This window comes from Streptomyces montanus (genome assembly GCF_005786655.1).
Lineage (GTDB): Bacteria > Actinomycetota > Actinomycetes > Streptomycetales > Streptomycetaceae > Streptomyces > Streptomyces sporangiiformans.
This window is the reverse complement of sequence record NZ_VBZC01000046.1, coordinates 47411-72625: the sequence shown is the minus strand read 5'-3', so window position 1 is coordinate 72625 and position 25215 is coordinate 47411. Positions and strand designations below refer to the sequence as shown.

Here is a 25215-nt window from a genome sequence, read left to right as displayed (position 1 = left end):
GGCCGGGTGGGGGTGACGTACAAATACTTCGGGGCCCCGGACGGCGCGACAGCCGCTCGCGTCCCGATCTCCATGCGCCCAGAGGAACTCGGCGGCGACGAGCTCGGCATGAACGGCATGTTCACGAAGATCAAGCCGGAGACGATGGCCGCGATGGTCCTCACCGGCATCGAGGGCATACCGCTGAACAAGGTCCCCCCTCTCGAACTCGTCGTCCTCCACCCCGACTACGCCGTCGTCAGGCTCCCCATGACCGTCGTCGACCCCCTCCGCGGAATCGGCGAGGAAGCGGTCGGCGCGGCGGCCTTCATCTGGTCCACGGTCCCGGACCGCGGCGGCCCGCGCGACGCGTTCAACGTGTACCAACTGCTCCACGAATGGCAGGACTTCAGCCACCGCCTGCACGAGGCGGGGCATCAGCCGTACTGCCTTGTGTGGCCGTGACCCGGAGTTTTATGGCATGCGGGCGGGGTTTCAGGACCCCGCGCTCGTCATGTGCGCCGGGGGGCCGATAGGCGGCTGTGGCCGGCGCGACCGATCGCGTCCGCAGACCGAGCGGGCGCGGTTCTCCCGGTGATCGCAAGGCCGAGCAGATGGGGCGGCCGGTCTGGGCCTCGACCGCCTCCGCGTCAAGGAAGCCGAGTCCATGCGGGGTTGCGATGACGGGGACGTCCAGTGCCGCGCCTGTGCTGCAGTGATCTGTGCGAGGAAGAAGGAGCAGCGGTCCCTGAGCTTTCCTACTCTGCCGGGCCTTGTCTCGGTGCTGCACGGACGTGCGCGCGTTCGCCTTGTTTCCCGATGAGACTCAGGTACTCAACGGGGCCGGCGCTGGTGGCCCCGAACCAGTGCGGGGTGCGTGTGTCGAACTCCGCGGCCTCCCCGGACTTGAGGATGAGGTCGTGTTCCCCGAGGACAAGGCGGAGCGTTCCGTTGAGGACATAGACCCAGTCATAGCCCTCGTGTGTGCGCAGGTCGGGTTCGGCATCATCCTTTCCGGTCGGGAGGACGAACTTGTAGGCCTGGATTCCCCCGGGCCTACGGGTCAGCGGCAGGATGACCGAGCCGTCGCTGCAGGGGATGGGACGCAGATTGATACGGGGGTCGCCCGTCGGCGGCGCATCGACGAGCTCGTCGAGTGTGACCCCGTAGGCGCGAGCAAGCGGAAGCAGCTGCTCGAGCGTGGGACGCCGCAGGCCCGCCTCGAGCCGGGACAAGGTGCTGGTGGAGATGCCGGTCTCCGCCGCTAGGTCGGCGAGCGTGACGTCCCGATGCAGCCGAAGGCGTTTCAACCTCGGTCCGACGGCGTCAAGAGTGCGGTCAATGGCTTCATCCATCCCGCCATTTTGCCATTCAGCAACAAGGTTTGCGCATCCGCCCTCTCTCTCGGCACCGTGAAGAACGAACCGAGGAACGCACCCGCAGAGGGGTGTCGCGAACGAGGAGGGCGGTCTATGACGCACGGCTTCGACAAGGACTTCTGGGAGCGGCACTGGCAACAGGGGCGTGCTGGGGGCCCCGGGTCCATGGGCGGCAACCCGCCGAACCCGTACCTCGCTCGTGAGACCAGCGGCCTGACACCGGGCACGGTGCTGGATGCTGGGTGCGGCGGCGGTGCCGAGGCGATCTGGCTTGCCTCCCACGGCTGGCACGTCACCGCAGCCGACATCTCCTCCGAGGCCCTTGCTCGCGCTGCCGAGCGGGCGGCGACGAGCGGGGCTCCCGAGCGCCTGCAGTGGGTTGAGGCGGATCTGGGCGTCTGGAGCCCGGGCACGCAGTTCGACCTGGTCATGACGCACTACGCCCACCCGGCGATGCCCCAGCTGGAGTTCTACGACCGCATCGCCGGATGGGTGGCCCCCGGCGGCACGCTGCTCATCGTGGGGCACCTGCACACCTCGGGCTCTACCGGCCGTGGGCACCACCCTCCTGCCGAAGCGTCAGCCACCTCCGCGGCCATCACCGCGCGCCTGGACAGCATGGAGTGGGAGATCGTCACCGCCGAAGAGCACCTCCGCACGCTCACCGGCCACGGGGGCCGAGCGGTCCCCCTCCACGACGTCGTCGTGCGCGCCACCCGACGCCGGTAACCACACCACCCGTCCTACAGCGCCAGGGCCCGCGCTGCTCCGGCGCCGATTCCCCCTGCCTGAAAGGAATCCCATGGCGCCGCGATCCATCCCGAACTCGCGCGAGGCGTCAAAGCACGGGTTCGACGCCGTCGGTTCGCTGTCGTCCGTGGTCGCGACGGTCCGCGGGGTTTTCGAACCCCACCCTCGTCATGTCATGACCGGCTCCCGGCTGCCGGCTGTCGGCTGTCGGCTACGTGTCGGCTATGCGAGCGCGTCCGCTCCTCCTTCCAGCCACACTCGCAGGTGGGAGGGGTGCTCGGCATCCATGTGCACGGTGTTCACGGCTATGGCGGTGCGGCGGGCGGCGGCCTCCGGTTCGCCGGTGTTGGTGTTGACGTCGAAGCGGGGGAAGTTGCTGGACGAGACGTCGAGCCGGATGCGGTGGCCGGCGGCGAAGCGGTTTGCCGTGTCGGGGGCGGTGACCTCGATCTCGTACACCTCGCCCGGGATGAGCAACTCCGGCCTCTCGTAGGAGCGGTGGAAGCGGCAGCGGACTATGCCGTCGGTGAGGTTCATGGCGAAGCCGTGCGGGTAGTCGGCGTTGGGCGGGTGGACGTCGATCATCTTGATGGTGAAGTCGGTGTCCGGGGCCGTGGTCGAGATGTAGAGCCGTGCCGACACCGGGCCGGCCAGCACCACGTCCCGCTCTAGTGGCGGGGTGCTCAGACTGATCACGTCCGGTCGGGAGTCCAGCGGCAGGTACGGCTCACGCGCCCCGTACACCCGGGCGTCCGGGGCGTTCTGGTCGTATGCCCCGCCCGTCATCACCGGCTCGCCCGAGGTGACTTGGCCTCCCATGGTGGGTACCGGTCGGTGCGGGTCGAAGTCGTAGGTCACCGACGCGACGGCCGCGGTGGGCGGGGCCGCGGTGAGGGCGCCGTCGGTGGTGAGGTACAGGGCGACGGGGGCCGTCGACGCCGGCGGCCACTGGGTGTCGGTGCGCCATGCGCCGCCGTGCCGCATCCGCCCTGCCGCGTCCCGTCGGCCGTCGCCTCCGCCCATCAGGAAGTACTGGACGGCGGGGAGGTCTCCGTTCTCCGGATGTCCGCTCTCCGAATGCCCCGGATTCCCCTCGTCCTTCCGGCCCAGCGCCCGGTCGAACCAGCGGCGGCGGAACTCCAGGTACGACGGGGCGAGGTTGCCGTCCAGTGTCGCCCGCGGACCGAAGTCCACGTCTCCGGCGTACGTCTCGCAGCGGTGCCCGTGTGTCCATGGGCCCATGACCAGGTAGGAGGGTGCCGACTTCAGCTCCCGCAGGGCGGTGAAGTTCTCGATGGTGGAGCGGACGTACGGGTCGTACCAGCTGCCCATGTGCAGGCTCGGCGCGTCCGGGAAGCGCTCGTAGAAGCCTCGCCCGTAGATGGCCGGGTTGCGGTAGTAGTCCCCGAAGGTGTCCTGCCGCCACTGCTCCAGCAGAAAGTCCTCGTACGCCGACAGGTGCCGCAGCGGCGTGCAGCCCGGCCGCCACGGCATCGCACCGAACCAGCCCGTCACGTCCACCCGCAGCAGTTCCTCGGCCAGTAACGAGTCCGCCGCCGCCTCCGGGCTCTGCAACGCATGCCGCAGTGCCCAGGTCACCTGCTTCAGCTCGAAGGCGCCGCCCATCCGCATCCCCGCGTCGTACGCGCAGGAGAAACCGCCCGAGTCCTGGAACATGGCGGCCAGCCCCGTCGCCCCTTCGGCGGCCGCGGCTGCCTGGACGTGGGCGGAGTAGGACACTCCCGTCATCACGACCCTGCCGTCACACCACGGCTGGTTCCTGAGCCAGGCGATCGTGTCCGCCCCGTCCGGGCCCTCGCCGAGGTACTTCACGAACGTTCCCTCGGAGTCGCCGCGGCCCCGGCAGTCCTGCCGTACGACGTGGTAGCCGGCTCCGGTGAAGTGCCGGGCGATGTCCTGCGGTTGCGGGACCGGAGCGTCGCTGCGGTCCTGGTCCGAACCGCGCTGCGCGCGCCGGCCGTACGGGGTGCGTTCGAGGAGCACGGGAAGCGCGGTTGACTCCGGCTCGGGTGAGGCGGAGTACAGGTCGGCGGCGAGATGGACACCGTCCCGCATGGGGATGCGCAGGGTTCGGCGCCACAGGGCGCCGCCCTGGAGGGGTTCGGGTCGGCAGGTGTGGGAGGTGTCGTACCAGGTCATTCCCGTGACGCTAAGCACTGGCCGACGTCATGGCGATCACTTGACGCCATCAGGTCAACTGTTCCGCCGGACGGTGACGCGACCGGACACGGGACCTACTGTGCAGCGCAACCCAGGAACGCCCCGCGTCCCATCGCGACGGATCGTGTGCGGCTCTGGGTCCCGTTTCGCACTGCTCGCGGCGCAGCCGCGCCATGCCCTCGTCTCCCTCTCCCCGTCACCCGTCCTCACAGGAGGCCGCCATGAGCACACCCGACAGCCGCGCCAAGGAGGTGCAGGCCACCGAGCCCGACGAGGGGGGTCGTGGCTCCCGGTTCCTCGACCTGGTCGAGCGCGCGGGAAACGCACTGCCGCATCCGTTCTGGCTGTTCTGGATCCTGTGCGGGGTCGTCGCCCTCGTCAGCTGGGTGCTGAACGCCTCCGGCCTGCGGGTCGAGGACCCCTCCTCGGGTGACCTGGTCGGCGTACGCAGCGCCCTGTCGGCGGACGCCGTACGGGACTTGATCACCGGTGCCGAGGAGTCCTTCGTCACCTTCGGTCCGCTCGGCATCGTGCTGATGGTGATGCTCGGCGTCGCGGTCGCCGAGCGTTCGGGACTCTTCGAAGCACTGGCCCGCCGCATGCTGTCGGGCCTGTCCCCCCGCACGGTCGTCGTGGGCGTGGCTCTGGGCGGCGTGCTGGGCAAGTTCCTTTCCGACTCCGCGTACGTGGTCCTGATCCCGCTCGGTGCGGTGGCCTTTCGTGCCGTGGGCCGCTCCCCCATGCTCGGCATGATCGTCGCGTTCGTCTCCATCAACGCCGCGGGCGACGCCAACCCGCTGATCGCCCCCGGTGACGCGCTGTTCGCCTCCGTGGCCACCGAGGCCGCGCATCTCGTCGACAAGGACGTGGTGATCCGCGCGACGGACAACATGTACTTCACCACCGTCTCGGCGTTCGTGCTGGCCGGCACCATCGCCCTGGTCGTGGACAAGATCCTCGCCAGGCGCGAGCACCACCTGACCCCCGACGCGGATCTGGAGGCCGCCGCGGCACAGCAGGTGGTCGCCGCCGGTGTCGACGACGCCACCGAGCTGCGGGCCCTGAAGCTGACCGGGCTGGCCGTGCTCGGCTACGCCACGCTGATCGTGCTCGCTTTGCTGCCTGCCTCGTCACCGCTCCGCGGCGAGGGGGGCGCGATCGTGGAGTCCACCTTCATGAACGCCATCGCCGTCTTCCTCACCGTCTTCTTCCTGCTGATCGGCGCCGTGTACGGGCGGCTCACCGGGCGGATCAGCGGGAGCCGCGCGATACCGGAGTTCATGGCGGACGGAGTGCGCTCCATCGCACCGCTGCTGGTGCTCTTCTTCGCCGTGTCCCAGTTCCTCGCCCTGTTCAAGTGGACCAACATCGCCACGGTCGTCGCGGTCGAAGGCGCGGACTTCCTCGAGCGGTTGGGCGCGCCCACGCTGGTGCTGTTCACCCTGCTGATCGTCGCGGTCGCGCTGATGAACCTCGTCATCACCTCCGGCTCCGCCCTGTGGACCCTGGTCGCCCCGGCACTGGTGCCGATGCTGCTGCTGCTCGGCACCAACCCGGCCACCACCATGGCGCTCTACCGCATCGCCGATTCCTGCACGAACTCCATCACCCCGATGAGCACCTCGTTCATGCTCTGTGTCGGCTACCTGCAGACCCTCCGCCGCAAGGCCGGCATCGGCACCCTGGTCTCCTTCACCCTGCCCATCGCCATGATCATGCTGGTGGTCTGGGTGTCGCTGTTCTTCGTCTGGTACCTGCTGGGCATCCCGCTCGGTCCGGGAGCCCCGGTGCGGTGAGCTCCGCCGTACGCTGACGGCGTGAGCATCGTCCTCGACCTCGGAGGGCTTGGCCCCGCGGACCTCGCGGCCGGGCCCTCCGCGCTGTCGGAACTGATGGCGAGCCTGCATGTGCTCGCCGAACCCGAACACCACCCGGAGGCCGTCGGCTGGACGGCCCGCGCCGCCGCGGCGGGACCCGAGCTGCGCGACGAGCTGTCCGTCTTCGCTCCTCTGTGGGCCCGCTTCCGCTGCCGCCTGTTCTTTCCCCTCACGTTGCCGCTCGCGGCGAGCCTGGACGAGGAGCTGGCGGCGATCGCGGCGCTGCCGGCCGAGGACTTCCTCGAGCTGGTGGCGCCCGGAGTCCTCGGCACCAACGCGCAGCCCGTGCCGCCGGCCCGCGAGCTGCGCGCCGACACCGCCGCCGCGGAGGACTACGCACGCCGCTGCCTGCGCCGCTCCTACGCCCGCGGTGAGCTGGCCCGGCAGTTGGTGGCGGCACCGCTGGAACTGCGGGACCGGCTGCTGGCGGTGCTGCGGGCGGCCGACACCGCGTTCTTCGCCGAGGACTGGCGCACCCTGCGGCCGCATCTGGAGGACCACGCTCGGGAGGTACGTCACCGGCTGGCGGCCCTCCCCCTGGGGGCACCCCCGGCCGAAGTCCCCCAGCCTCCGGCCTGGGGTGCCCCCAGGGGGACTTCGGCCGGGGGGACCCCCATCTCGCTTCGCTCGCCCGCGGATGTGCTCGCCGAGCTGCTGCCGACCGCGGCCCGGGTGGGGCCGGGAGAACGGATACGGCTGGACAAGCTGCAGATCGACGAGGTGAAGGTGGCCCCGCGTCCCCTCGTCCTCGTCCCGTCCGCCCGGGTGTGGCCGCATCTGACGGTCAAGAACGAGCACCCGTCGTGCGTGGTGGTGCAGTACGCGACGCGCGGCACCACCCCGGCCGGAGAGTTGACCCTGCGGGATCTGCACCACCGGCTGATGGCGCTGACCTCGCCCGCCCGGATGGAACTGTGCCGCCATCTGCTGGGCGAGCCCATCACCACCTCGGAGCTCGCCGCCCGGCTCGGCTCCAGCGAACCACAGGTCTCCCACGCCCTGCGGACCCTGCGCGACGCGGGCCTGGTCCGCTCCACCCGGGACGGCAAGCTGGTGCGGCACCGGCTGGCCACGGATGTCATCCGGCGACTGGGCCACGACGTCCTCGCCACCATGGCGCGGTGAACCGACGAGGGAAGCTTGGGGTTACGGAAGGGCGTTCGGGCTCTGAAGCGTCAGACCACCCCGAGGTCGAGCATGGTGTCGGCCACCTTCACAAAGCCCGCGATGTTCGCCCCGACGACGTAGTTGCCCGGGACTCCGTACTCCTCCGCGGTCGCGCGGCAGGTGGTGTGGATGCCGGCCATGATGGCCGCGAGTCGCCGGTCGGTGTCCTCGAAGGACCACGCGTCGCGGGTGGCGTTCTGCCGCATCTCCAGCGCCGAGGTGGCCACGCCGCCGGCGTTGACCGCCTTCCCCGGGCCGAACGCGACGCCCGCCTCCTGCAGCAGGCGCACGGCGGGCGGGGTGGTGGGCATGTTGGCGCCCTCGGCGACCGCCACCACTCCCCCGGCCAGCAGCGTCCGCGCCGCGTTCTCGTCGAGTTCGTTCTGGGTGGCACAGGGAAGCGCGATCGAGCACGGTACGTCCCAGACGGACCCGCCCTCGATGTACCGGGCTCCGGTCACGGTCTGGGTGTACTCCTTGATCCGGCCGCGGCGGACTTCCTTGATGTCCTTGACCAGTTCGACGTCGATGCCTGCCGTGTCGACCACGTAGCCGTCGGAGTCCGACATCGCGACGACCCTGGCGCCGAGTTGGTGCGCCTTCTGCGCGGCGTAGATGGCGACGTTGCCGGAGCCGGACACGACGACCTGCCTGCCGTCGAGGTCCTGGCCGCGTTCGGCCAGCATCTCGGAGACGAAGTAGACGGTGCCGTAGCCCGTGGCCTCGGTACGTACATGGGAGCCGCCCCAGCTCAGGCCCTTGCCGGTGAGCACCCCGGACTCGTAGCGGTTGGTGATGCGCTTGTACTGGCCGAAGAGGTAGCCGATCTCGCGGGTGCCGACGCCGATGTCACCGGCCGGCACGTCGGTGTGCTCGCCGAGGTGGCGGTGGAGTTCGGTCATGAACGACTGGCAGAACCGCATCACCTCGCCGTCGGAGCGCCCTTTGGGATCGAAGTCGGAGCCGCCCTTGCCGCCGCCGATGGGCAGCCCGGTCAGCGCGTTCTTGAAGATCTGCTCGAAGCCGAGGAACTTCACGATGCCGAGGTCGACCGAGGGATGGAAGCGCAGACCGCCCTTGTACGGCCCCAGCGCGGAGTTGAACTCCACCCGGAAGCCCCGGTTGACCCGAACCTGCCCGGCGTCGTCGACCCAGGGGACGCGGAAGACGAGCTGCCGCTCCGGTTCGCAGAGGCGCTCCAGGATCCGGTGGCGCGTGTATGCGGGGTGGCGGGCCAGTACGGGCTCCAGGGACTCCAGCACCTCGCGCGCGGCCTGGTGGAACTCGGACTGTGCGGGATCCCGCGCCTGGAGGGCGGCGTGGACCCCGGCGGTCAGGCGCAGGTCCTCGGCCGGCGTGTGCTGGACGGTCATGGACGTACCTCCGTTGTGTGGCGGGTGCTCGGCCGGCGGCGGGCGGGGCGTACGCGGTCGGTGATGCCCTCCACCGGGGTCAGCGGACGGTCATACCGCCGCTGACCACCAGCGTTTCGCCGGTCATGTAGGTACCGTGGCACAGCTTTTCAGACCCAGTCGGCGATCTCCTCGGGCTGGGCGGCCCGGCCCGACGGGATGCCGGACACGGCCTGTTCCATGCGGCCCCCCGCGCGGGTGCCCGGGGTGTCGACCCAGCCGGGGGCCACCGCGTTGACGGTGATGCCGTCGGCCCCGAGTTCCTGGGCGAGGGAGCGGGTCAGGCAGACCACGGCCGCTTTCGAGGCGCTGTAGAGGAGTTGGCCGGGGGAGACGGCGAAGGCGTCGATGGAGGCGAAGTTGACGACCGATCCGCCTCCGGCGGCGCGCAGCGCGGGGCCGGCTTCGGCGGTGACGTTGAGGGTGCCGAGGACGTTCACGTCGAAGATGCGCCGGTATGTGGCCTCGTCGTAGGTGACCAGGAGGGTGGGTGGATAGATGCCTGCGGCGTTGACGACGGCGCGCAGGTGTTCGGGGGAGCCGAGTGCCGTGGCGACGGCGGCGCGGTCGGTGATGTCCACCGGCACGGGGCGAAAGGCGCGCCCAGCTCCGCGGCCGCCTTGTCGAGGGCGGTGGTGTCGCGGTCGAGGGCGAGGACGGACCAGCCCTCGGCGAGGAAGCGTTCCGCGACGGCCCGGCCCATGCCGCTGGCGGCGCCGGTCACCAGGGCAGTGGACCCGACGGTCGTAGAGGGCTCAGTGGGCGAGGAAGCCGCCATCGATGATCATCTCCGTTCCGGTGGTGAAGCTGGAGTCGTCGGATGCGAGGAAGGCGACGGCACCGGAGATCTCCCGGACATGGGCGCGGCGGCCCATCGGGGTCTGCGGGATCACGCCGCCTTCCTTCTCGTGTGCGTTCATGGGGGTGCTGACCCCGCCGGGGCAGATGGCGTTGACGCGGATGCCGTCGGCGGCCAGTGCGAGGGCGGCGGTCTTGGTGAGCGCGATCAGGGCGGCCTTGCTGGCGCAGTAGGCGGCGTAACCGGCGGCGCCGACCACACCGAAGATCGAGGCGACGTTGACGATCGAGCCGCCGCCGACGGCACGCATCAGTGGTACGGCCGCCTGTATGCCGAGAAGCGGGCCGGTGGTGTTGACGGAAAGGGTGGCGTTCCAGTCCTCGACGCGCTCTTCGAGGAGTGGGTTGACGTGGATGATCCCGGCGTTGTTGACCAGCACGTCCAGGCGTCCGGTGACCGTCCGGGCGTGCTCGACGGCGTGGGTCCAGTCGCCGGGTGATGTGACGTCGAGGTGCAGGTACTCCACGTCGAGCCCGGCTTCCTGGAGGCGGGCGGCGGTGGCTTTGCCTTCGTTGTCGAGGACGTCGCAGGCCAGGACCCGGGCGCCTTCGGAGGCGAGCCGTTCGGCGTGCGAGGCCCCCTGGCCGCGTGCCGCGCCGGTGATCAGAACGGTCCTGCCGGACAGGCGCGGACCGGCCGGTGAGGTGGGAAGCGTGTTCAACAGGGCCTCCTGTGGCGGGTGTCCGTGGGGTTTCTCAGATCGCTGTGCGGGGCCCGGGATGCTCACCGGCAAGGGCCTGAGCCGGGGCGAGACTCTTGGCGGCATGGGAAGAGAAGGCCGGGGAACGGCGCTGCGCGGGCGGCCGTTGACCGCCTCGGCACTTGCGGAGAGTATGAAGAGCCCCGGATCGATCGGTAAACCCTCGAAGTCCGAGAGCTCCTCAAGGCTCAGCCTTTGGCAAGGCTCGGCCGTCGGCAGGCGCTCCTCGGGCAGGCGCTCCCTGGCAGGCGGAATGACTCTGCAGCAGCTGACCTATTTCCTCGCCGCCGTCGAGCACGGCTCGTTCTCCGCGGCGGCCGAGGCGCTGTACATCGCCCAGCCGAGCCTGTCCGAGCAGATCCGGCGCCTGGAGCACTCGCTCGGAGTCCCGCTCTTCGTCCGCACCAACCGGAAACTGGTGCTCACCGAGGCCGGACAGTTGCTGTTGCCCCGCGCCCAGAACGCACTGGCCGCCGCGAAGGAGGCGGAGGAGTCGGTGCGCGGGGTGCGGACGCTCACGGGTGGCACCGTCTCCTTCGGCACGTTCAGCAGCGCACAGCACCTGCTGCTGGGCGATCTGATCGCCGGCTTCCGCGACCGTCACCCCCAAGTGCGGGTCCGTGTCGTCGGGCTCAACTCCTCGGAGGTCGCCGACGCCGTCCGGGACGGCACCCTGGAGGCAGGGCTCGTATCCCTGCCCGTGGACGACCGCGGACTGGACGTGAGCAACGCGGTGTGGACATGCGAGGCCGTCTACCTCAGCACCGACCCGTCGCGCGTCACCGAGCCGCTCACGGCCGAGCGGCTGGCCAAGGCGCCCCTCATCCTCCCCGAGGCACGCTGGGGCAACGCCGACCCCACCCGGCGCCGCCTCCTGGAGCGGGCTCAGAAGGCAGGCTTCACCCTGACCCCCGCGGTCGAGGTCGAGTCACCCGCTCTGGCCATCGCCCTCGCCGCCCGTGGAGTCGGCGACACCGTCAGCTCCCTGCCCCTCGCCCGGTGCCTCGGGTACATGGAGCGCCTGCTCTCGGTCCCGCTGGACCCGCCGCTGCACGAGACCTTCGCGTTCATCACCCGGCGCGAGGCGCACCTGTCCCCCGCCACGCGCGTGCTGATGGAGATGGTCACGAAGCACCTGGGGCGGCTGGGCACCTCCGCGCAGCCATAGGCAAGCCCTATGGGGATGCCGGAAATCGCGCATTCACCTGGAGCGGTCCCGCCGTCAATACTTTGGGCATCCCGACGGGCCGACCACTCGTCCCTGACCGCGTCTGGATACGCCGAAGCCTCCGCCGCCCGCAAGGATCCCCGTCCACGTCGAACCGCCGCGTGACGAGACGGCTTCGGAATTCCCCGCCCCGGACCACGAAGGGAATCCACATGCCCCGCTACTGCGTCATCGGCGCCGGCGCCGCAGGTGTCTCCGCCCTCCAGCAGCTCCGCCGACTCGGCCACGACGTCGACTGCTTCGAGAGGACCGACCGCGTCGGCGGCCACTGGCACACCGACTACGACGCCCTCCACCTCATCACGGCGCGCGACATGACGGCGTTCGAGGACTTCCCGATGCCGGCCGACTATCCGCACTTCCCGCGCCGCGACCAGGTGCGCGCCTACATCGAGTCCTACGCGCGCGAGCACGGCCTCTACGACGTCATCCGGTTCGGCACCGCCGTGACCGGCGTCGAGCCGGCCGAGGCACCCGAGGGGGCCACCGGCGCGCGTACGGGCTCGTACGGCTGGCGGGTGACCACCTCCGCCGGCGATGACGAGGCCTACGACGGCGTCCTGGTGGCCAACGGCCATCTGTGGGACCCCAGGATCCCGGACGTCCCCGGCGAGTTCACCGGCCGGACGATCCACTCGGGCGTCTACCGCAACGTCTCCGACCTGGAGGGCGACCGCATCCTCGTCGTCGGCGCGGGCAACTCCGGCTGCGATCTGGCCGTGGACGTCGCCCAGCACCGTCTGGACGCCGACATCGTCATCCGGCACGGATCATGGTTCCAGCCGAAAACCTACTTCGGTGTCCCCCGCCAGCAGGTGCCGTTCCTGGCCGACTTCTCCCCCACGGAGCAGGATCTGATCAGCCGGCTCATGGCCCGCCTGTCGATCGGCGAGTGGCACGCCTACCCGGGCCTGCCCGAGCCCGAGGGAGCCACGCTCGCCGAGGGCCGCGCCGTCGTCAACGACCTCCTGCTGTACTGGATCCACCACGGCCGCGTCACCGTCCGCCCGGGCATCGAGCGGTTCGACGGCGCCACCGTCAGCTTCTCCGACGGCACGGCCCGCGACTACGACACCATCCTGTGGGCCACCGGCTTCAACGTCCGGCTCCCGTTCCTCGATGACTCCCTGTTCCCCTGGACCGCCGGGGCGCCGGTTCGCTACGCGGGCGGCATCGTGACCGAGTCGGTCGAGAAGCTGTACTTCATCGGCCTCATCGCCCCGCGCGGCCCTCAGATCCCGATCTACGGCATGCAGGCCAAGCTCGTGGCCAAGATGATCGAACTGCACGAGCAGGCCGGCCAGGGAGGCGCCCCGATCGCCCAGTACCTGGCGTCCCTTCAGGAGCCCGAGACCGGCATCGACGTGGTCCGCGACGGCTGGCTGCGGCAGATGGCCGACACCGAGCGCCTGCTCGCCGCCTACGCGATGTCCTCGGGCAACGCGGCGCCCTCGCTCCAGACGGTGTAGGCGCCGCGGTTCCGGTTCAGGGCTTCCGTCACGCGTGAGGCGGGGTGTCGGCCGAGGACGGGCCGGCGCAGCAGGTGCTGCCCTGTTGCCTGGCGAGGGTGTCCGCGTCGGCCTTGACGACGTACACCTCCCAGGGTTCCTGGCCGGGTCCGTGGACCCAGACCTTGTCCTGGAGGGCGTAACAGCAGGCGGTGTCGCTCTCCTCGGTCGTGGCCAGGCCCACCTCGCTCAGGCGGGTCGTGGCCGCGCGGACCGCTTCGGTGCTCTCGACCTCGACGCCGAGGTGGTCCATGCGCGTCGTCTCACCCGCGGTGCCTTCGATCAGGACGAGCTTGAGCGGGGGCTCGGCGATGGCGAAGTTGGCGTAGCCGTCGCGGAGTTTGGCGGGCTCGGTGCCGAAGAGCTTCGTGTAGAAGGCCACGGACCCGGCGAGGTCGGGGACGCGGAGGGCGAGCTGTACACGGGATGACATGGCGAACCTCCTTGGGTGGTGGGGAGTTCAGCAGCCGCCGGAGGCGGTGACCGGGGCGCCGATGCCGATCTGGAGGGTGGTGGGGGCGGCGGCGCAGCAGCCGCCACCGGACTGATCCGCGTTCTGTTCCGCGTGCTGTTCGGGCTCGTCGAAGAGGCCCGCGCCGCCGCAGACCCCGGTCTCCGGGAGGGTGAGTTCGACGCGCTCGGCGGCCTCCTGGTCACCTGCGATCGCGGCGGCGATGGAGCGGACCTGCTCGTAGCCGGTCATGGCGAGGAACGTCGGGGCGCGGCCGTAGGACTTCATCCCGACCAGATAGACGCCCTGCTCCGGGTGGGAGAGCTCGTTCACGCCGTGCGGGTAGACGGTGCCGCAGGAGTGGACGTTCGGGTCGATGAGCGGGGCGAGTGCGGCCGGGGCCTGGAGGCGCCCGTCGAGGCCGAGGCGGACCTCCGAGAGGAAGGACAGATCCGGGCGGAAACCCGTCAGGACGATCACCTCGTCCACCGCGTCGAGGCGGCGGCCGTCCTCCGCGACCAGGACGAGCCGGTCGCCGTCCCGCTCGACGGCCTCCGTGCGGAAGCCGGTGACGGCGGAGGCGTGTCCGCTCTCCACGGCGGCCTTGGCCCGCAGCCCGAGAGCGCCCCGGGCGGGAAGCTGGTCCGCTTCGCCACCGCCGTAGGTCTGAGCGCCGATACCGCGGCGCAGGATCCACACCGCGTGCGTACCGTCCTCCTCCTGGGCCAGGTCGGCGAGGTACGCGAGGGCGGTGAAGGCCGAAGCGCCGGAGCCGACGACGGCGGTGCGCCTGCCCGCGTAACGGGCGCGGACGGACGGATCCCTCAGGTCCGGGACGCGGTAGGAGATGCGGTCGGCCCCCGTCTTCTCGCCGAGGGCGGGCAGACCGTTCGCGCCCAGCGGGCCGGGGGTCGACCAGGTGCCGGAGGCGTCGATGACCGCGCGGGCGGTGATGCGCTCCTCGCGGCCGCGCGCCGTGCGGAGGTGCACCGTGAAGGGCTGCTCCTCACGTCCGGAGTCGACGACGCGGTCCCGGCCGGCGCGGGCTACGCCCGTGACCGTCGCTCCGTAGCGGACCCTGTCCGCGAGGACATCGGCGAGCGGCTGGAGGTAACCCTCGGCCCAGTCGCCGCCGGTCGGGTACGTCGCGCCCTCGGGACGCACCCAGCCGGTCGGGGCCAGGAGCTTCTCGGCCGCCGGGTCGGTGACCTCCGCCCACGTCGAGAACAGGCGCACATGCGTCCAGTCCCGCACGGCCGTGCCGGCGGACGGGCCGGCCTCCAGGACCAGCGGTTCCACGCCGCGTGCGACGAGGTGGGCCGCTGCGGCCAGCCCGATCGGGCCGGCTCCGACGACCACGACGGGCAGCTGGTCGGTGGTGGGAGCACTCACGACGGTTCCCCTTCACTTCCCTGTATCGACATCCGTCGATCTCTCGGCGCTGCCCAGCATCCCACCTGTTTCGACAAGCGTCAACATAGACATTCATCAAATTCATGCGTCGGCGGCGGCCGGTGCGCGGGCCGTGCCGCTCATGCGGTGGGCGCCCCTCCCTTGTCGTGCTCGGAGAGGTGCTCGAAGGTCTCGCCGGTGGCGGTGATGGTGCGGGTGACGTCCCGGCCGCCGTACACCCAGTAGATGCGCATGACCCCCTCGCCCCGGTTGAAGAACCGGTGCGGGACGCCGGCCGGGACCCAGGTCGCCTGGCCGGCCTCCAGGTCGAAGAACTCGCCGTCGATCTCCGCGGTCGCCCGGCCTTCGAGGACCAGGACCGACTCCTCGACGTTGTGGCTGTGCAGGGGCAGGCCGGTGCCGGGCTGGAACACCGTCTGACCGGTCGTGATGACGGCCTGCTCCGAGTTCCACTTGCCGACGTAGGGGATGGTGGCGACACCGCCGCCGCGGTCGAAGCGTTCGACCTCGTCGGGGTGGATGAGCAGGTTCGGCTGGGCGGGCTGGGCGGGCTTGGCGCACATGGGAGGTGAGCTCCGATCGGTCCGTCAGGAGTGGTGGAACAGGCGGCGGGAGAGGGTGTTGACCTGGCTGCCGGGGACCACGTACTTGGCCGCCGCCTCGCGCCAGACCTTGAAGTGCGGTGCGGCGCGGTGGGCCTCGACGGCGGCCTCGTCGTCGTAGATCTCGTGGAAGACGAAGTGGTGGTCGTCCGCCAGGTCGCAGACGACGTCGAAGAAGCGGCAGCCGGGCTCGTCGGTGAAGGAGCGCTCGGCGTTCTCCTCGATGGCCTTGAGGAAGTCGTCACGGCGGCCGGGGACGACCTGGAGGGACACGGTCAGCGCGATCATGCGGAAAGCTCCTCGGGGGAGGACTTGGGGACGGACCCGGGGGTGGGGGTGGGCAGGGGTACGACGGTGGCGTCGGCGATGCGCGCGAGGGAGGCCCAGGTGTCGTCGACGACCGTGATGCCCTCGGTGCGCAGGCGCTCGGCGGTACGGATCTCCGGCTCGCCGGGGACGAAGATCTCGGCCGTGCCGGGGGCGACGGGGGTGGACTTGGTCTCCTCGATCAGGTCCTCCATCCTCCGCTCGAACTCGGCCGGGTCGGCCATCGACCGGATGTCGACGCAGATCAGCAGGTGACCGACGCCGCTGCGGCCGGTGGGGCGGTAGGGGCCGACGACGGAAGAGCCGAAGGCACTGCCGGTCAGCACGCCCGCCAGCACGTCGAACATGAAGGAGATGGCGTAGCCCTTGTGGCCGGCCATGGGCAGGATCAGGCCCTCGACGGCGCGGCGCGGGTCGGTGGTCGGCACACCGTCCGCGTCGGCGGCCCAGCCCTCCGGAATCGGCTCGCCGCGCTCCTGGGCGTGGTAGATCTTGCCGCGTGCGACGGCGGTGTTGGCGATGTCCATCACGACCGTGCCGTAGCGGCCTCCCGGGGCGGCGATCGACCACGGGTTGGTGCCGATGCGCTTCTCCCGGCCGCCCCACGGGGCCATCGCCGGACTGGCGTTGGTGGCCAGCAGCGCCACGCAGCCCTGCTCGGCGGCCTTGCGGGTGAAGTACGCGGCCGTTCCGAAGTGACCGGAGTCGCGCACCGCGACCGCGCTGATCCCGTGGCGACGGGCACGCTCCACGCCCCACGCCACCGCACGGTCGGCCAGCACCTGACCGAGACCGTCGCGGCCGTCCACGACGAGTACGGCGCCGTTGTCGGTCACGATCTCCGGGGAGGCGACCGCGGCGGTCGCTCCGCTCTCGATGCGGCTGAGGTACCACGGCAGGCGCAGCATCCCGTGGGACGGATGCCCCCACAACTCCGCGGTGACCAGGGTGTCCGCGAGCAGGCGGGCGTCCGCGGGCGGAACGCCGTGGGCTTCGGTGGTGGCGGCGGCGAAATCCAGCAGGTCGGCGGCGCCGACGGTATACGGCATGAGACGGCCTTCGCATCGAGCAGACGGGAGGCGGTTAGCCTGTTGTATGCACTCCTGTATACATCACGTGATGCACGAAAACCAAGGTACGGGGAGCAGGACGACTCAGCGGGCCACGTCCACCTGGATGTCCACGCCGATCGCGAGGTCCTGGCCGGTCAGGCTGTCGATGAGTGCCTGCGACGTCTGCGCCAGGTGGTGCCGGGAGGCCGCCTCCGCCGCCTGGGCGTCTCCCTGCGTGATCGCCTTCAGCATCGCGCGGTGCTCCTCCAGCGACGTCAGCATGCGGCGCGGCCCGCTGTGCGAGAGGTGCCGCAGGCGTACGGTCTGGCTGCGCAGGTCACGAATCGTGCGGGCGAGGTAGGGATTGCGGCAGGCGGCGATGACCTCCTGGTCGAAGCCCTCGGTCACCTCGTAGAACCGCTGGAACGACCGCGCCTGCGCGGCGGCGTCCAGCGCGCGGAACGACTCGTCGAACTCCTCCAGCCGGCCCAGCAGTTCACGGAACGGCACCAGCACGCGCTCGTCGGCCGCCCCTGCCGTGGCGACCGACGCGGCGGCCCGGGGCTCCAGCAGCATCCGGAACTCGAACAGGGCACGCACACCGCCCAGCGAGATCGCGGCCACCCGGGCCACCTCACCCGGCACGAAGTCGACCAGCCCCTCCCCGGCAAGCCGTCGGATGGCCTCCCGCACCGGCGTCCGCGAGGCGCCCAGTTCCTCACCCAGCTGGACCTCGCTCAGCTTGGCCCCCGGGCGCAGCCGCAGCGACTCGATGTCACCCTTCAGCCGCTCGTAGACCGCTTCGCTCTTACCAGTCGCCCGGGCCATGAAACTCCCTGTCCATCCCGCCGCACACTCACCTGTATACAGGTTACGGCGTGCGCGACGTCCGGCGTGCGACGTCCGGCGTGCGGCGTGCGGCGGCGTACGTGCCGGGCCCCGACCCGTCATGGCTCGGAGCCCGGCACGAAGTGGCCGCCCGGTCGGCGGGCGGCCTGTCCCGGTCTGCCGGCGCGACGTGTGGGACAGGCCGGGACGTTCGAGTGCGCCACCGGGGGCGCAGGCGCGGGGAATGGTCAGGCGTTCAGAGCGTCGATGAGGGCCTTGGTGACGTCCTCGGTGGAGGCGGTGCCGCCGACGTCGCGGGTGAGGATTCCGGCGCCCGTGGTCGCCTCGATCGCCTTCTGCAGGCGGGCCGCCTGGTCGGGAAGACCGAAGTGCTCCAGCATCAGGGCGGCGCTGCCGACCGCGCCGATCGGGTTGGCCAGACCCTGGCCGGCGATGTCCGGGGCGGAACCGTGGACGGGCTCGAACATGCTGGGGAAGCGGCGCTCGGGGTTGAGGTTGGCGCTGGCGGCCAGGCCCAGGCTGCCTGCGAGCGCGCTGCCCAGGTCGGAGAGGATGTCGGCGTTGAGGTTGGAGGCGACGACGACGGAGAGGTCCTCGGGGCGGAGGACGAACTTCGCGGACATGGCGTCGACCAGCACGCTCTCGGTCTCCACGTCGGGGTAGTCGGCGGCGACGCGCTTGAAGACGTCGTCCCACAGGACCATGCCGTACTGCTGCGCGTTGCTCTTGGTGACGGAGGAGACCTTGCGGCGGGTTCGGGTGCGGGCCAGGTCGAAGGCGAAGCGCATGATGCGCTCGCAGCCCACCTCGGTGAACAGGGCCGACTGGACGGCGACTTCGCCGCCCTGTCCGCGCGCGGCGAGGTTGCGGCCGCCCAGGCCGGCGTACTCGCCCTCGCTGTTCTCCCGGACGACGACCCAGTCCAGTTCGGTGTCGTCCGCCTTGCGCAGCGGGCTCTGGACGCCGGGCAGGAAGTGCACGGGGCGGACGTTGGCCCACTGGTCGAAGTTCTGACAGATCTTCAGCCGCAGTCCCCACAGGCTGACGTGGTCGGGGACGGTGGGCCAGCCGACGGCTCCGAAATAGATGGCGTCGAAGTCCTTGAGCCGGTCCAGGCCGTCGTCGTCCATCATCTTGCCGGTCCGCTCGTAGTAGCCGCAGCCCCAGGGGAACTCCTGCCAGTCGAAGGCGAAGCCTCCCTGTGAGTCTCCCCGGGAGTCCGCGGCCAGCGCGTCCAGCACGGCGCGGCCCGCGGCGACGACCTCGGCGCCGACACCGTCGGCGGGGATGGCGGCGATACGGAAGGTGCGGGTTGTGGTCACTGGGAGCCTCCGGTGGTGGGTTCGACGTATTCGAGTCAACCCAGTGGGGCCGTGCCCCGTCCAAGACGCGCTTCCGATACGGCATATAGGCGCAACCGATCGATGCGGCGGCTACGACGTCCCGGTGCCCTTCCGCCGGGCGTACGAACGCGTCAGCTCCAGGAACGCGCGGGCGCCCGGGGTGAGGTGGGCGGGCAGGCTGATCATGGCGACGTGGAGATGCGCCGTGGGCTCGATGGACGCCACGGCGGCACCGCAGCGGCGGGCGAGCCGGGTCCATGAGGCGGGCAGCACCAGAGCAGGATCAGCGAGCCGAGGCTGGTCAGCGTCGACAGCCCGAACTTCCTGTTCCTGTTCAACCTCGTTGTCGCCACCGTCGCCCCCTTCGCCGTCGACGGCACACAGGGCCTCCTGACCAGCGTCGGCATGGGCGTCGTCTCACTCGGCGCCGGCCTCAGCCTCCTCAAGGGCCGCGCCCAGCGAGCCTGACGCGATGCACGATGGCGTGCCGGGGGACCAACTTCCCCCCGGCGCTGTCCGATCCATTGACTTTGATTTCGTCCTGTCACTACCGTCGCTCGACTTTCGAACAACGTTCGATATTACGAACGACTGGTGCGCCCCGTGGAGGACGACTCATGCGCCGCAGAACCGGTCCCAGACCAAGACCAAGACCCAGCCCCAGACGCCGTCACCGCACGACGACCGCGCTGTTCGGCTCTTTCCTGTCCGTGACGCTGGCCGCGACGGGCACGGTGGCGAGTCCGGCCCAGGCGGCGGACGACCCCAACGCGGTCGCCCTCGACAAGGACGCGATCCTCGCCGCGAATCAACTCGACGAGCGGCAGTGGTACAAGGACAACATCCCGTTCCTCGACACCCCCGACAACGACATCGACGACGTCTACTACTACCGGTGGAGCACCTTCAAGCGTGCGCTCCGCTACACCGTGCCGGGCACGGGCTACGTCTCGACCGAGTACGACGTGCCGATCGGCTACGCGGGAAATCCGTACACCGCGCTCCCGGACGCCGCCGGCTATCACCTGCTCGACGGGCGCTGGCTGCGCAACCGCGACTACGCGGGTGACTACCTGGACTTCTGGCTGCGCGGGGCGGGCAACTCGGGCGCACGGAACTTCAGCGAGTGGATCACCAGCGCCGCGTACCAGCGCTATCTCGTCACCGGGGACGCCGCGCAGATCAAGTCCGCGCTCCCCCATCTCATCGCGCTGTACAAGCGGTGGGACTCGAACTTCACCAACGACATCACGGTGAACGGCACCGCCTCGACCAGCGACCTGTACCACCAGACGCCGCTGTCCGACGCCACCGAGTACACCGAGACGTCGATGCACAGCAGCAACTGGTTCAGCGGCGGCCCCGGTTACCGGCCCACGATCAACGCGTACATGTTCAGCGCCGCCCAGGCGATCAGCAAGATCGCCACCATGAACGGGGACACGGCGACCGCGAACGAGTACGGCGACAAGGCCGCGGCGCTCAAGGCGGGCGTGCAGAACTCCCTCTGGGACCCGCAGCGCAATTTCTTCATGCAGGTCTACAACACGCACAGCACCAACGGCACCCTGAAGCAGACCAGGACAACCTGGCGGGAGGCGATGGGCTTCGCCCCCTGGGCGTTCAACCTGCCCGACGCGCAGTACTCGTCGGCATGGAAGTACCTGACCGACTCGAAGCGGTTCAAGGCGCCGTTCGGGCCCACGACGCTGGAGCGGGTGCACGACTTCGAGGCCGAGCAGGCCACCCGCAACCACGCGAACGTCTTCAACTCGTCGACGGCGTCGAACGGTTCGTACGTCGGCCAGATGGACTTCGACGACAGCTACGTCACCTTCACCGTGGACGCGCCCGGCGCCGGCACGTACCCGGTGACCGTGCACTACGCCAACGGCACCAGCGGCACGTCGACCCACAAGCTCATCGTCAACGACAACACCGCCAACCCGATCACCGTCAACTACGCGCCCACCGGCGCCTGGCAGAAGTTCTCCGAGTCGCAGGCAGTCACCGTGCAGGTCCCCATGAAGGCCGGGGCCAACACGCTGAAGTTCGCCAAGGGCACGAGCTTCGCCGAGCTCGACCGGATCACGGCGAACCCGTACTTCAACTACGAGGCGATCCCCGCCGAGCAGAAGCGCGACGACGCCAACTGCTGCCACTGGAACGGCCCGAGCTGGCCGTACCAGACGAGCCAGATCCTGACCGGCATGGCGAACCTGCTCCAGGACTATCCGGCGCAGAGCTACGTCACCAAGGCCGACTACCAGTCCATGCTGGCCCAGTTCGCCGACCTCCAGCACAAGGACGGCAAGCCCTACGTCGCCGAGGCCGCCAACGGTGACACCGGCGAATGGATCTACGACGGCTTCAACTTCAGCGAGCACTACAACCACTCCAGCTTCAACGACCTGGTGCTCACCGGTCTGCTGGGCATCAAGCCGCAGGCCGGCAACACGCTGGTGCTGAGGCCGCTGATCCCGTCCAACTGGGACTACTTCGCGGTGGAAAGCCTCCCCTACCACGGACACACCTACTCGATCCGCTGGGACCGTGACGGCTCGCACTACGGCAAGGGCAGCGGCCTGCAGATCTTCCAGGACGGCCAGCGCATCCACCAGTCCTCGACCATCGGCAACACCACCGTGAACGTGGCCGCCCCGGTCACCCCGGCGCCGGCCACACGGATGATGAACGTGGCGGCCAATCCGCTGACCGCCGAGCAGGACTGGCTCGGGCGCACCATCACCCAGCCCTACCCGAAGGCCTTCGCCTCCTACACCAACACCGTCTCCAACGGCCCGCACTGTCACAGCGGCCAGACCTGCAAACCGACCACCTTCGACGCCCCGCTGCGGGCCACCGACGGCTGGATCCGCTACGACAAGATCCCCGACGACCGGTGGACCAACTCCGGCTCACCGAACGCGACCGACCATCTCGGTGTGGACTTCGGGGCGCCGCGGAAGATCAACGAGGTCAAGTTCTACACGTACGACGACGGCGCCAACATCCGGGTCCCGGCGAGCTACACCGTCCAGTACCTCAAGGACGGGGCGTGGGCGAACGTCCCGAGCCAGACCAAGAGCCCCGCAACGCCCGTCGCCAACAACGCCAACGAGGTGACCTTCCCGACCGTCACCACCTCCCAGTTCCGGGTCGTCCTCACCCCTCAGGCGGGCAAGTTCGTCGGCGTCACCGAGCTGGAGTCCTGGTACCCGGAGACACCGGCCCTGAAGATCATCAACAAGAACAGCAACCTGGAACTCGGCATCTCCGGTACCTCGATCGCCGCCGGAGGCGCGGTCCAGCAGCAGACGGCCGACACCACGGCCAACCACAAGTGGAAGCTCGTTCCCGCCGAGAACGGCTACTACAAGATCTTCAACGCCAACAGCGGCCAGGTACTGGGCATCAAGGACGCCTCCAAGACAGCCGGTGCCACCGCACTGCAGTGGGGCGACACGCTCACCGCCGACCACCTCTGGTCCGTGGTGGACGCCGGTGGCGGCTACTGCAAACTCGTCAACAAGAACAGCGGCATGGTGCTGGGGATCGACGGGATGTCCACGTCATCCGGGGCCCAGGCCCTGCAGTGGGACGACAACGGCACCGCCGACCATCTGTGGCGCATCGTCACCGATGACGGCGGCACCCCGTTCAACGGCTCCTGAGCCACGGGAGGGTACCCGTCTGTACAGACGGGTACCCTCCCGGTCCCTCTCGGGGCCCGGCCCGACACCGACGCCGCGTTCGACCCCTCGGGCCGGCTGCTCGCCGTCGTCGGGGACGCGGCGCTGTACCTCTTCGCCGTGCACGAACCCGGATGACGTATGGGGGGATGGGGGGATCGGGGAGGGGGATGAAGGATGATGAACGGGTTCGGCCAGGCCGAGGAGGGGGTGCGTCGTGACCAGTCGCTGGCTGATGCCGCGCCGGGGTGCGGAGGTGCGGCCGGAAGGTTCGGAAGGTCCGGGGAGCGTAGTCGGTTCGACGCGAGCCACAGCCATCCTCGACGTGGAACATCCGATCGTGGCGGCCCTCGTGGAGCGCGTACGGCGGGAGGCGGGGCCGGAGGGCGGTGCTCGCGCGGCGCTGCGGTTGGCACACGGGATCATCGCGCGCGAGGTGCGGCCGGTGTACTCGGTGGAGGACCGGCACCCCGCCTCACGGACCCTGCGGCTCGGCCGGGGATCCTGCAGCCAGCGGATGGCCGTGCTGGAGTCGGTGGCCCGCGCGCTGGAGGTGCCGACGAGGGTGCGTGGGCTGCTCGTCGACGGATCCTTCTGGTATCCGCGGTTCCCGCGGCTCAAGCCCCTCGTCCCCGAGCACGTGCTGCTCGCCTGGCCCGAGTTCCTGTTGGACGGCGAGTGGGTGCCGATCGCCGAGCTGTTCGGGAGCCTGAGCGAGCTGCGTGCGTCCGGGGGCGCGGAGTTCACCAACAGGGGCGGCGAGACCCTCTTCGACGCCGTGTCGCGTACAGCCGTGGACTGGGGCGGGAACGGGAACGGGGCCGGTACGTGTGACAGCACCGGCACCGCGTGCGACCTGTCCGCCCATGTCGTCCTCGAACTCGGCCGTTTCGACTCCCGCGACGAACTCTTCGCACGCCACGGTCAGACCTTGTGCTGGACGGCACGCCACATCTCGGAACCCGTACTCGGCCGCTGGAGCGCGGGCGCCCGCACCACGTCGCGGGCCTGAGCCGCCAGCCGCCCGGATTCTGAAGTTCTCCCCGGTGGCGGACAGCGGTACGCGGCCGTGGGGCCGGAGCCTGGTGACGGCTCCGGCAATCCGGGCGCGTACCCGAAACCTCGAACGCTCGCTCACGCGGCCAGCGCCACCGCTCCCACCGCCGGTGTCCGCAGGGTTCGCCGGGTCGTGACGAGGCTGGTCACGAAGGTCGCCGCCGTCGCCGCCGCGACGATGCCCAGCCAGATGCCCAGGCCCTGGCCCGGCAGGACGCCGTCCGTGCGGACCATGGTGAAGGGGAGGATCCCCGCCAGCCCGGCCGCCGTGCCGAAGAACACGCCCGTCGCCGTGACGACGAGGGACTCGACGCCGACCATGCCGAGGACCTGGCCCGGAGTCGCGCCCGCCAGGCGCTGCCGGCCGAACTCCCGGCCGCGGTACGTGGTCGCCGCGTACAGGGAGTTGATCAGCATGATCAGGGAGAAGACCACGATGATGCCGACGACCGTGAGGTTGAGGGTCTCCAGGTTCTTGTCCTCGACCGACTTGGCAAGGCCGGAGGCCTTGATCGCGTCGCTCTCTACGGCCTGCATGTAGAGGGTGGCCGTCGCCATGCCGGTGAAGAGGATCAACGGCATGAGGACACCGGACAGTTGGGCCGCGCGCTCCCGCATGTTGCGTACGGCGAGCCAGCCGCTCGGGCCCGACAACGGGAGCCGGTCGAGCAGTCCCTTCAGCAGCCTCGGCGACAGCAGCGCGCAGCCGACCGAGAGCAGGATCGCGCCGTAGGCGGGCGGCGCCATCAGCGCGGCGTCGGAGGCGGAGAACGCGAAGGTGGAGCAGGTCGAAAGACCGCCGAGCACCAGGGCCGCGTACGCGAAGAACTTCCGCCCCCGGCCACGGGACCGGCGCCGGTGCGTCGCACGCCGCACCGCGAGGAACGCCGCCCCCGCCGAGGCGAGCAGGGTGATGTCGATGCCCGACATCAGCGCGACGGGCCCGAAGGAGTAGTCGACGGACCGGGCGACCTGACCGCTGTCCTGGAAGAGGTCCAGCAGTGCCTGCCCGCCGAGCATCGCCGGCCCGATCGCGAGCAGCGCGCCCACCAGGGCGACGACCACCGACTCCCCCACGACCATCCGCTTGATCTGCGCCGGAGTCGCGCCGGAGCAGCGCAACAGTTCGATCTCGGAGGCGCGTTGACGGACGTTCACCGTCAGGGTGGAGGCGACGGCGAAGAACACCAGCAGGGTGCCGTAGCCGCCGACAACGCCGGCAGCGGTGGACAGGGTCTCGGCACTGACGGAGTCGACACCCTTCGCGCCGGCCGTGTCGTGCATCGAGTTGAACGTCATGATGATCGCCGCGCCCAGGAAGGCGGACAGCAGCGTCGCGGTGAAGCGCCCGGGGCGCCGCCGGATGGAACGCAGGGCCAGAGCGAACATG

21 protein-coding genes and 2 pseudogenes are annotated in these 25215 nt (G+C 70.2%); 8 read left to right on the top strand and 15 right to left on the bottom strand.

The features are described 5' to 3' along the window. Positions 1–6: 6 nt before the first annotated feature. Positions 7–444 carry a hypothetical protein gene (locus tag FE633_RS33115; protein ID WP_138048865.1) on the top strand — a complete coding sequence of 146 codons (438 nt, stop codon included), beginning with the start codon at positions 7–9 and terminating at the stop codon, positions 442–444. Between the two features lie 76 nt (positions 445–520). Here FE633_RS33115 and FE633_RS48810 read toward each other — a convergent pair. Next, positions 521–699 (bottom strand): annotated as a pseudogene (locus FE633_RS48810) (flavoprotein); the annotation flags it as partial. A gap of 38 nt (positions 700–737) precedes the next feature. Beyond that, entirely contained in the window at positions 738–1334 is a 597-nt protein-coding gene (locus FE633_RS33105) for a helix-turn-helix domain-containing protein (RefSeq protein ID WP_119100103.1), read from the bottom strand. Between the two features lie 117 nt (positions 1335–1451). Between FE633_RS33105 and FE633_RS33100 the strand changes: the two genes are divergently transcribed. Continuing rightward, positions 1452–2087: a class I SAM-dependent methyltransferase gene (locus FE633_RS33100; protein WP_138048864.1), complete on the top strand. Its 636-nt coding sequence runs from the start codon at positions 1452–1454 to the stop codon at positions 2085–2087. Between the two features lie 243 nt (positions 2088–2330). Here FE633_RS33100 and FE633_RS33095 read toward each other — a convergent pair whose 3' ends face one another. Further along, entirely contained in the window at positions 2331–4268 is a 1938-nt protein-coding gene (locus tag FE633_RS33095; protein WP_138048863.1) for a CocE/NonD family hydrolase, read from the bottom strand. 242 nt (positions 4269–4510) lie between these two features. Here FE633_RS33095 and FE633_RS33090 point away from each other — a divergent pair, with 242 nt between their 5' ends. Continuing rightward, entirely contained in the window at positions 4511–6085 is a 1575-nt protein-coding gene (locus FE633_RS33090; protein WP_138048862.1) for an AbgT family transporter, read from the top strand. A 21-nt stretch (positions 6086–6106) separates the two neighbouring features. Beyond that, the gene (locus tag FE633_RS49345) at positions 6107–7291 is read left to right on the top strand and encodes an ArsR/SmtB family transcription factor (protein ID WP_138048861.1); all 1185 of its coding nucleotides are present in this window, start codon (positions 6107–6109) and stop codon (positions 7289–7291) included. A gap of 50 nt (positions 7292–7341) precedes the next feature. On the opposite strand, the gene gdhA is transcribed toward FE633_RS49345, so the two are convergent. The 3 genes and pseudogenes from gdhA to FE633_RS33070 form a co-directional block, all read right to left on the bottom strand. Beyond that, on the bottom strand, positions 7342–8706 hold the full coding sequence (gene gdhA / locus FE633_RS33080) for an NADP-specific glutamate dehydrogenase (protein ID WP_138048860.1): 1365 nt from the start codon (positions 8704–8706) through the stop codon (positions 7342–7344). Between the two features lie 149 nt (positions 8707–8855). After that, positions 8856–9463 (bottom strand): annotated as a pseudogene (locus FE633_RS47480) (SDR family NAD(P)-dependent oxidoreductase); the annotation flags it as partial. A 37-nt stretch (positions 9464–9500) separates the two neighbouring features. Next, positions 9501–10265, bottom strand: a complete 765-nt coding sequence (locus FE633_RS33070; RefSeq protein WP_246113949.1) for an SDR family NAD(P)-dependent oxidoreductase — start codon at positions 10263–10265, stop codon at positions 9501–9503. Positions 10266–10557: 292 nt separating this feature from the next. Here FE633_RS33070 and FE633_RS33065 point away from each other — a divergent pair, with 292 nt between their 5' ends. Continuing rightward, positions 10558–11472 carry a LysR family transcriptional regulator gene (locus FE633_RS33065; RefSeq protein ID WP_138048858.1) on the top strand — a complete coding sequence of 305 codons (915 nt, stop codon included), beginning with the start codon at positions 10558–10560 and terminating at the stop codon, positions 11470–11472. A 212-nt stretch (positions 11473–11684) separates the two neighbouring features. Continuing rightward, entirely contained in the window at positions 11685–13001 is a 1317-nt protein-coding gene (locus FE633_RS33060; RefSeq protein ID WP_138048857.1) for a flavin-containing monooxygenase, read from the top strand. Between the two features lie 28 nt (positions 13002–13029). Here the strand turns inward: FE633_RS33060 and FE633_RS33055 are convergent, their stop codons facing one another. From FE633_RS33055 to FE633_RS33020, 8 genes are all read right to left on the bottom strand, one after another. Further along, positions 13030–13473, bottom strand: coding sequence for an ArsI/CadI family heavy metal resistance metalloenzyme (locus tag FE633_RS33055; RefSeq protein WP_138048856.1), 444 nt, complete (start codon positions 13471–13473; stop codon positions 13030–13032). Between the two features lie 27 nt (positions 13474–13500). Further along, positions 13501–14883, bottom strand: coding sequence for an NAD(P)-binding domain-containing protein (locus FE633_RS33050; protein ID WP_138048855.1), 1383 nt, complete (start codon positions 14881–14883; stop codon positions 13501–13503). A gap of 140 nt (positions 14884–15023) precedes the next feature. Further along, positions 15024–15467, bottom strand: a complete 444-nt coding sequence (locus FE633_RS33045; RefSeq protein WP_138048854.1) for a cupin domain-containing protein — start codon at positions 15465–15467, stop codon at positions 15024–15026. A 24-nt stretch (positions 15468–15491) separates the two neighbouring features. Then, positions 15492–15794, bottom strand: a complete 303-nt coding sequence (locus FE633_RS33040; RefSeq protein ID WP_138048853.1) for a putative quinol monooxygenase — start codon at positions 15792–15794, stop codon at positions 15492–15494. Then, entirely contained in the window at positions 15791–16882 is a 1092-nt protein-coding gene (locus FE633_RS33035) for an Ldh family oxidoreductase (protein ID WP_138048852.1), read from the bottom strand. The genes FE633_RS33040 and FE633_RS33035 overlap by 4 nt, the downstream gene beginning before the upstream one ends. Before the next feature lie 105 nt (positions 16883–16987). Next, a complete protein-coding gene (locus FE633_RS33030) occupies positions 16988–17713 on the bottom strand; it encodes a GntR family transcriptional regulator (RefSeq protein WP_138048851.1) in 726 nt (241 codons plus the stop codon). A 248-nt stretch (positions 17714–17961) separates the two neighbouring features. After that, complete coding sequence (locus FE633_RS33025) at positions 17962–19056, bottom strand: tartrate dehydrogenase (RefSeq protein ID WP_138048850.1); 1095 nt, start codon at positions 19054–19056, stop codon at positions 17962–17964. Between the two features lie 111 nt (positions 19057–19167). Next, entirely contained in the window at positions 19168–19350 is a 183-nt protein-coding gene (locus tag FE633_RS33020; protein WP_246113948.1) for a hypothetical protein, read from the bottom strand. A 437-nt stretch (positions 19351–19787) separates the two neighbouring features. Between FE633_RS33020 and FE633_RS33015 the strand changes: the two genes are divergently transcribed. Then, positions 19788–22751: an MGH1-like glycoside hydrolase domain-containing protein gene (locus FE633_RS33015; protein WP_246113947.1), complete on the top strand. Its 2964-nt coding sequence runs from the start codon at positions 19788–19790 to the stop codon at positions 22749–22751. Positions 22752–22986: 235 nt separating this feature from the next. Next, complete coding sequence (locus tag FE633_RS33010; protein ID WP_425473258.1) at positions 22987–23781, top strand: transglutaminase domain-containing protein; 795 nt, start codon at positions 22987–22989, stop codon at positions 23779–23781. Positions 23782–23903: 122 nt separating this feature from the next. On the opposite strand, the gene FE633_RS33005 is transcribed toward FE633_RS33010, so the two are convergent. Beyond that, positions 23904–25214 (bottom strand): ABC transporter permease, encoded by a 1311-nt coding sequence (locus FE633_RS33005; protein WP_138048848.1) that lies wholly within the window; start codon positions 25212–25214, stop codon positions 23904–23906. Between the last annotated feature and the right edge of the window lies 1 nt (position 25215).

Bases quoted from the DNA above. Each gene is read 5' to 3' on its own strand.
- FE633_RS33090 (WP_138048862.1), top strand. From the start codon at position 4,511: ATGAGCACACCCGACAGCCGCGCCAAGGAGGTGCAGGCCACCGAGCCC.
- FE633_RS33105 (WP_119100103.1), bottom strand. From the start codon at position 1,334: ATGGATGAAGCCATTGACCGCACTCTTGACGCCGTCGGACCGAGGTTG.
- FE633_RS33065 (WP_138048858.1), top strand. From the start codon at position 10,558: ATGACTCTGCAGCAGCTGACCTATTTCCTCGCCGCCGTCGAGCACGGC.
- FE633_RS33045 (WP_138048854.1), bottom strand. From the start codon at position 15,467: ATGTGCGCCAAGCCCGCCCAGCCCGCCCAGCCGAACCTGCTCATCCAC.
- FE633_RS33100 (WP_138048864.1), top strand. From the start codon at position 1,452: ATGACGCACGGCTTCGACAAGGACTTCTGGGAGCGGCACTGGCAACAG.
- FE633_RS33055 (WP_138048856.1), bottom strand. From the start codon at position 13,473: ATGTCATCCCGTGTACAGCTCGCCCTCCGCGTCCCCGACCTCGCCGGG.
- FE633_RS33005 (WP_138048848.1), bottom strand. From the start codon at position 25,214: ATGTTCGCTCTGGCCCTGCGTTCCATCCGGCGGCGCCCCGGGCGCTTC.
- FE633_RS33060 (WP_138048857.1), top strand. From the start codon at position 11,685: ATGCCCCGCTACTGCGTCATCGGCGCCGGCGCCGCAGGTGTCTCCGCC.
- FE633_RS33095 (WP_138048863.1), bottom strand. From the start codon at position 4,268: ATGACCTGGTACGACACCTCCCACACCTGCCGACCCGAACCCCTCCAG.
- FE633_RS33040 (WP_138048853.1), bottom strand. From the start codon at position 15,794: ATGATCGCGCTGACCGTGTCCCTCCAGGTCGTCCCCGGCCGCCGTGAC.
- FE633_RS33035 (WP_138048852.1), bottom strand. From the start codon at position 16,882: ATGCCGTATACCGTCGGCGCCGCCGACCTGCTGGATTTCGCCGCCGCC.
- gdhA (WP_138048860.1), bottom strand. From the start codon at position 8,706: ATGACCGTCCAGCACACGCCGGCCGAGGACCTGCGCCTGACCGCCGGG.
- FE633_RS33030 (WP_138048851.1), bottom strand. From the start codon at position 17,713: ATGGCCCGGGCGACTGGTAAGAGCGAAGCGGTCTACGAGCGGCTGAAG.